General features: G+C 52.0%; 3 protein-coding genes and 2 pseudogenes. 4 read left to right on the top strand and 1 reads right to left on the bottom strand.

Annotation, left to right across the window (positions count from 1 at the left end; all coding sequences use genetic code 11):
• Positions 1-70: 70 nt before the first annotated feature.
• Entirely contained in the window at positions 71-514 is a 444-nt protein-coding gene (locus ACUU1M_RS17715; RefSeq protein WP_000236994.1) for an acetyltransferase, read from the bottom strand.
• Positions 515-670: 156 nt separating this feature from the next.
• Between ACUU1M_RS17715 and metA the strand changes: the two genes are divergently transcribed.
• The 4 genes and pseudogenes from metA to aceK form a co-directional block, all read left to right on the top strand.
• On the top strand, positions 671-1,600 hold the full coding sequence (metA, locus tag ACUU1M_RS17720; protein ID WP_001122771.1) for a homoserine O-acetyltransferase MetA: 930 nt from the start codon (positions 671-673) through the stop codon (positions 1,598-1,600).
• A 268-nt stretch (positions 1,601-1,868) separates the two neighbouring features.
• Positions 1,869-3,468: pseudogene (gene aceB / locus ACUU1M_RS17725) on the top strand (malate synthase A).
• A 29-nt stretch (positions 3,469-3,497) separates the two neighbouring features.
• Positions 3,498-4,802, top strand: a complete 1,305-nt coding sequence (gene aceA / locus ACUU1M_RS17730; protein ID WP_152029035.1) for an isocitrate lyase — start codon at positions 3,498-3,500, stop codon at positions 4,800-4,802.
• 183 nt (positions 4,803-4,985) lie between these two features.
• Positions 4,986-6,704: pseudogene (gene aceK, locus ACUU1M_RS17735) on the top strand (bifunctional isocitrate dehydrogenase kinase/phosphatase); the annotation flags it as partial.

Here is a 6,704-nt window from a genome sequence, read left to right on the forward strand (position 1 = left end):
TTGGTGAAAAAAATGCCGGGTGCGACGCTGGCGCGTCTTCTCCAGCTTGGGCAGGCACGGCAGGGGCGGCTTATTCCCCCACATACGCCAGATTCAGCAACGGATACGGTTTCTCCAAATCGTCCACCTCAGAGCGTCCCGTAACCTTAAAACCCACCTTCTTATAGAACCCAACCGCCTGCTCATTTTGCTCATTAACGTTGGTTGTCAGTTCCGGTGCCATCGAGAGCGCATGCTCCACCAGCATCCGACCCACGCCGCAGCCACACACATCAGGATCGATAAACAGCGCATCCATATGCTGCCCACTTAACAACATAAACCCAACCGGCTGCTCCCGTTCATTAACCGCGACCCACAACGGTGCTTCCGGCAGAAAGGAACGCACCAGCTCTTCCAGCTCGGCCCGATACTCTGCTGATAAAAAATCGTGGGTGGCATCGACAGATCGACACCAAATCGCAACGAGTTCCTCCCCTTCCTCATGCCGTGAGCGGCGAATACTAATAACCATTTTCTCTCCTTTTCGTCATTCTTATATTCTAACGTAGCCTTTTCCTTGAAACTTTCTCACCTTCAACATGCAGGCTCGACATTGGCAAATTTTCTGGTTATCTTCAGCTATCTGGATGTCTAAACGTATAAGCGTATGTAGTGAGGTAATCAGGTTATGCCGATTCGTGTGCCGGACGAGCTACCCGCCGTCAATTTCTTGCGTGAAGAAAACGTCTTTGTGATGACAACTTCTCGTGCGTCTGGTCAGGAAATTCGTCCACTTAAGGTTCTGATCCTTAACCTGATGCCGAAGAAGATTGAAGCTGAAAATCAGTTTCTGCGCCTGCTTTCAAACTCACCTTTGCAGGTCGATATTCAGCTGTTGCGCATCGATTCCCGTGAATCGCGCAATACGCCCGCAGAGCATCTGAACAACTTCTACTGTAACTTTGAAGATATTCAGGAACAGAACTTTGACGGTCTGATTGTAACCGGTGCGCCGCTGGGCCTGGTGGAGTTTAATGATGTCGCTTACTGGCCGCAGATCAAACAGGTGCTGGAGTGGTCGAAAGATCACGTCACCTCGACGCTGTTTGTCTGCTGGGCGGTACAGGCCGCGCTCAATATCCTCTACGGCATTCCTAAGCAAACTCGCACCGACAAACTCTCTGGCGTTTACGAGCATCATATTCTCCATCCTCATGCGCTTCTGACGCGTGGCTTTGATGATTCATTCCTGGCACCGCATTCGCGCTATGCTGACTTTCCGGCAGCGTTGATTCGTGATTACACCGATCTGGAAATTCTGGCAGAGACGGAAGAAGGGGATGCATATCTGTTTGCCAGCAAAGATAAGCGCATTGCCTTTGTGACGGGCCATCCCGAATATGATGCGCAAACGCTGGCGCAGGAATATTTCCGCGATGTGGAAGCCGGACTAGACCCGGATGTACCGTATAACTATTTCCCGCACAACGATCCGCAAAACAAACCGCGAGCGAGCTGGCGTAGTCACGGTAATTTGCTGTTTACCAACTGGCTCAACTATTACGTCTATCAGATCACGCCATACGATCTACGGCACATGAATCCAACGCTGGATTAATCTTCTGTGATAGTCGATCGTTAAGCGATTCAGCACCTTACCTCAGGCACCTTCGGGTGCCTTTTTTATTTCCGAAACGCACCTCAGCAAGTGAATAAATTTTATTCATATTGTTATCAATAAGTTATCAAGTATTTTTAATTAAAATGGAAATTGTTTTTGATTTTGCATTTTAAATGAGTAGTCTTAGTTGTGCTGAACGAAAAGCGCACAACGTTCCTTCGTTCACAGAGGGGAAGTTTTCGGAACCATGACGAGGAGCTGTACGATGACTGAACAGGCAACAACAACCGATGAACTGGCTTTCACAAGGCCGTATGGCGAGCAGGAGAAGCAAATTCTTACTGCCGAAGCGGTAGAATTTCTGACTGAGCTGGTGACGCATTTTACGCCACAACGCAATAAACTTCTGGCAGCGCGCATTCAGCAGCAGCAAGATATTGATAACGGAACGTTGCCTGATTTTATTTCGGAAACGGCTTCCATTCGCGATGCTGATTGGAAAATTCGCGGGATTCCTGCGGACTTAGAAGACCGCCGCGTAGAGATAACTGGCCCGGTAGAGCGCAAGATGGTGATCAACGCACTGAACGCCAATGTGAAAGTCTTTATGGCCGATTTCGAAGATTCACTGGCACCAGACTGGAACAAAGTGATCGACGGGCAAATTAACCTGCGCGATGCGGTTAACGGTACCATCAGCTATACCAATGAAGCAGGCAAAATTTATCAGCTCAAGCCCAATCCAGCGGTTTTGATTTGTCGGGTACGCGGTCTGCACTTGCCGGAAAAACATGTCACCTGGCGTGGTGAGGCAATCCCCGGTAGCCTGTTTGATTTTGCGCTCTATTTCTTCCACAACTATCAGGCACTGTTGGCAAAGGGCAGCGGTCCCTATTTCTATCTGCCGAAAACCCAGTCCTGGCAGGAAGCGGCCTGGTGGAGCGAAGTCTTCAGCTATGCAGAAGATCGCTTTAATCTGCCGCGCGGCACCATCAAGGCGACGTTGCTGATTGAAACGCTGCCCGCCGTGTTCCAGATGGACGAAATCCTTCACGCGCTGCGCGACCATATTGTTGGTCTGAACTGCGGTCGCTGGGATTACATCTTCAGCTATATCAAAACGTTGAAAAACTATCCCGATCGTGTCCTGCCAGACAGACAGGCCGTGACGATGGATAAACCATTCCTGAATGCTTACTCACGCCTGCTGATTAAAACCTGCCATAAACGCGGTGCTTTTGCGATGGGCGGCATGGCAGCGTTTATTCCGAGCAAAGATGAAGAGCGTAATAACCAGGTGCTCAACAAAGTAAAAGCGGATAAAGCGCTGGAAGCCAATAACGGTCACGATGGCACATGGATCGCTCACCCAGGCCTTGCGGACACGGCAATGGCGGTATTCAACGACATTCTCGGCTCCCGTAAAAATCAGCTTGAAGTATTGCGCGAACAAGACGCGCCGATTACTGCCGATCAGCTGCTGGCACCTTGTGATGGTGAACGCACCGAAGAAGGTATGCGCGCCAACATTCGCGTGGCTGTGCAGTACATCGAAGCGTGGATCTCCGGCAACGGCTGTGCCGATTTATGGCCTGATGGAAGATGCGGCGACGGCTGAAATTTCCCGTACCTCGATCTGGCAGTGGATCCATCATCAAAAAACGTTGAGCAATGGCAAACCGGTGACCAAAGCCTTGTTCCGCCAGATGCTGGGCGAAGAGATGAAAGTCATTGCCAGCGAACTGGGCGAAGAACGTTTCTCCCAGGGCCGTTTTGACGATGCCGCACGCTTGATGGAACAGATCACCACTTCCGATGAGTTAATTGATTTCCTGACCCTGCCAGGCTACCGCCTGTTAGCGTAAACCACCACATAACTATGGAGCATCTGCACATGAAAACCCGTACACAACAAATTGAAGAATTACAGAAAGAGTGGACTCAACCGCGTTGGGAAGGCATTACTCGCCCATACAGTGCGGAAAATGTGGTGAAATTACGCGGTTCAGTCAATCCTGAATGCACGCTGGCGCAACTGGGCGCAGCGAAAATGTGGCGTCTGCTGCACGGTGAGTCGAAAAAAGGCTACATCAACAGCCTCGGTGCACTGACTGGCGGTCAGGCGCTGCAACAGGCGAAAGCGGGTATTGAAGCAGTCTATCTGTCGGGATGGCAGGTAGCGGCGGACGCTAACCTGGCGGCCAGCATGTATCCGGATCAGTCGCTCTATCCGGCAAACTCGGTGCCAGCTGTGGTGGAGCGGATCAACAACACCTTCCGTCGTGCCGATCAGATCCAATGGTCCGTGGGCATTGAGCCGGGCGATCCGCGCTATGTCGATTACTTCCTGCCGATCGTTGCCGATGCGGAAGCCGGTTTTGGCGGTGTCCTGAATGCCTTTGAACTGATGAAAGCGATGATTGAAGCCGGTGCTGCGGCAGTTCACTTCGAAGATCAGCTGGCGTCAGTGAAGAAATGCGGTCACATGGGCGGCAAAGTTTTAGTGCCAACTCAGGAAGCTATTCAGAAACTGGTCGCGGCGCGTCTGGCAGCTGACGTGACGGGCGTTCCAACCCTGCTAGTTGCACGTACCGATGCTGATGCGGCGGATCTGATCACCTCAGATTGCGACCCGTATGACAGCGAATTTATTACCGGCGAGCGTACCAGTGAAGGCTTCTTCCGTACTCATGCGGGCATTGAGCAAGCGATCAGCCGTGGCCTGGCGTATGCGCCATATGCTGACCTGGTCTGGTGTGAAACCTCCACGCCGGATCTGGAACTGGCGCGTCGCTTTGCACAAGCTATCCACGCGAAATATCCGGGCAAACTGCTGGCTTATAACTGCTCGCCGTCGTTCAACTGGCAGAAAAACCTCGACGACAAAACTATTGCCAGCTTCCAGCAGCAGCTGTCGGATATGGGCTACAAGTTCCAGTTCATCACCCTGGCAGGTATCCACAGCATGTGGTTTAACATGTTCGACCTGGCAAACGCTTATGCGCAGGGCGAAGGTATGAAGCACTATGTTGAGAAAGTGCAGCAGCCGGAATTTGCCGCCGCGAAAGATGGCTATACCTTCGTATCTCACCAGCAGGAAGTGGGTACAGGTTACTTCGATAAAGTGACGACTATTATTCAGGGCGGCACGTCTTCAGTCACCGCGCTGACTGGCTCCACTGAAGAATCGCAGTTCTAAGCAACCTACAAACGTTGCTGACTGTAGGCCGGATAAGGCATTTACGCCGCATCCGGCAATCGGTGCACGATGCCTGATGCGACGCTTGCGCGTCTTATCATGCCTACAACCGTTGCCGAACGTAGGCTGGATAAGGCGTTTACGCCGCATCCGGCAATTCTCTGCTCCTGATGAGGGCGCTAAATGCCGCGTGGCCTGGAATTATTGATTGCTCAAACCATTTTGCAAGGCTTCGACGCTCAGTATGGTCGATTCCTCGAAGTGACTTCCGGGGCGCAGCAGCGTTTCGAACAGGCCGACTGGCATGCTGTCCAGCAGGCGATGAAAAACCGTATCCATCTTTACGATCATCACGTTGGTCTGGTCGTGGAGCAACTGCGCTGCATTACTAACGGCCAAAGTACGGACGCGGCATTTTTACTGCGCGTTAAAGAGCATTACACGCGGCTGTTGCCGGATTACCCGCGCTTCGAGATTGCGGAGAGCTTTTTTAACTCCGTGTACTGTCGGTTATTTGACCACCGCTCGCTTACTCCCGAGCGGCTTTTTATCTTTAGCTCTCAGCCAGAGCGCCGCTTTCGTACCATTCCCCGCCCGCTGGCGAAAGACTTTCACCCCGATCACGGCTGGGAATCTCTACTGATGCGCGTTATCAGCGACCTGCCGCTGCGCCTGCGCTGGCAGAATAAAAGCCGTGACATTCATTACATCATTCGCCATCTGACGGAAACGCAGGGGACAGACAACCTCGCGGAAAGTCATTTACAGGTGGCGAACGAACTGTTTTACCGCAATAAAGCCGCCTGGCTGGTGGGCAAACTGATCACGCCTTCCGGCACGTTGCCCTTCTTACTGCCGATCCACCAGACGGACGACGGCGAGTTATTTATTTACCTGCCTGACGACGACCGCCGAAGCGAGCATTGTTTTTGGCTTTGCGCGTTCTTATTTTATGGTTTATGCACCGCTGCCCGCAGCGCTGGTCGAGTGGCTACGGGAAATTCTGCTAGGTAAAACCACTGCTGAATTGTATATGGCTATCGGCTGCCAGAAGCACGCCAAAACCGAAAGCTACCGCGAATATCTCGTTTATCTACAGGGCTGTAATGAGCAGTTCATTGAAGCGCCGGGTATTCGTGGAATGGTGATGTTGGTGTTTACGCTGCCGGGCTTTGATCGGGTATTCAAAGTCATCAAAGACAAGTTCGCGCCGCAGAAAGAGATGTCTGCCGCTCACGTTCGTGCCTGCTATCAACTGGTGAAAGAGCACGACCGTGTGGGCCGAATGGCGGACACCCAGGAGTTTGAAAACTTTGTGCTGGAGAAGCGGCATATTTCCCCGGTATTAATGGAATTACTGCTCCAGGAAGCAGCGGAAAAAATCACCGATCTTGGTGAGCAGATTGTAATTCGCCATCTCTATATCGAGCGGCGGATGGTGCCGCTCAATATCTGGCTGGAACAAGTGGAAGGTCAGCAGTTGCGCGACGCCATTGAAGAATACGGTAACGCTATTCGCCAGCTTGCCGCTGCTAACATTTTCCCTGGCGACATGCTGTTTAAAAACTTCGGTGTCACCCGTCACGGGCGTGTGGTTTTTTATGATTACGATGAAATTTGCTACATGACGGAAGTGAATTTCCGCGACATCCCGCCGCCGCGCTATCCGGAAGACGAACTTGCCAGCGAACCGTGGTACAGCGTCTCGCCGGGCGATGTTTTCCCGGAAGAGTTTCGCCACTGGCTATGCGCCGACCCGCGTATTGGTCCGCTGTTTGAAGAGATGCACGCCGACCTGTTCCGCGCTGATTACTGGCGCGCACTACAAAACCGCATACGTGAAGGGCATTGCGTATCGGCGCAGGCAAAGATTTAGCGTACGGTATGGGGAGATGCTTTTTT

It is taken from the genome of Shigella sp. SIG6, assembly GCF_053555815.1.

Bases quoted from the DNA above. Each gene is read 5' to 3' on its own strand.
- ACUU1M_RS17715 (WP_000236994.1), bottom strand. From the start codon at position 514: ATGGTTATTAGTATTCGCCGCTCACGGCATGAGGAAGGGGAGGAACTC.
- metA (WP_001122771.1), top strand. From the start codon at position 671: ATGCCGATTCGTGTGCCGGACGAGCTACCCGCCGTCAATTTCTTGCGT.
- aceA (WP_152029035.1), top strand. From the start codon at position 3,498: ATGAAAACCCGTACACAACAAATTGAAGAATTACAGAAAGAGTGGACT.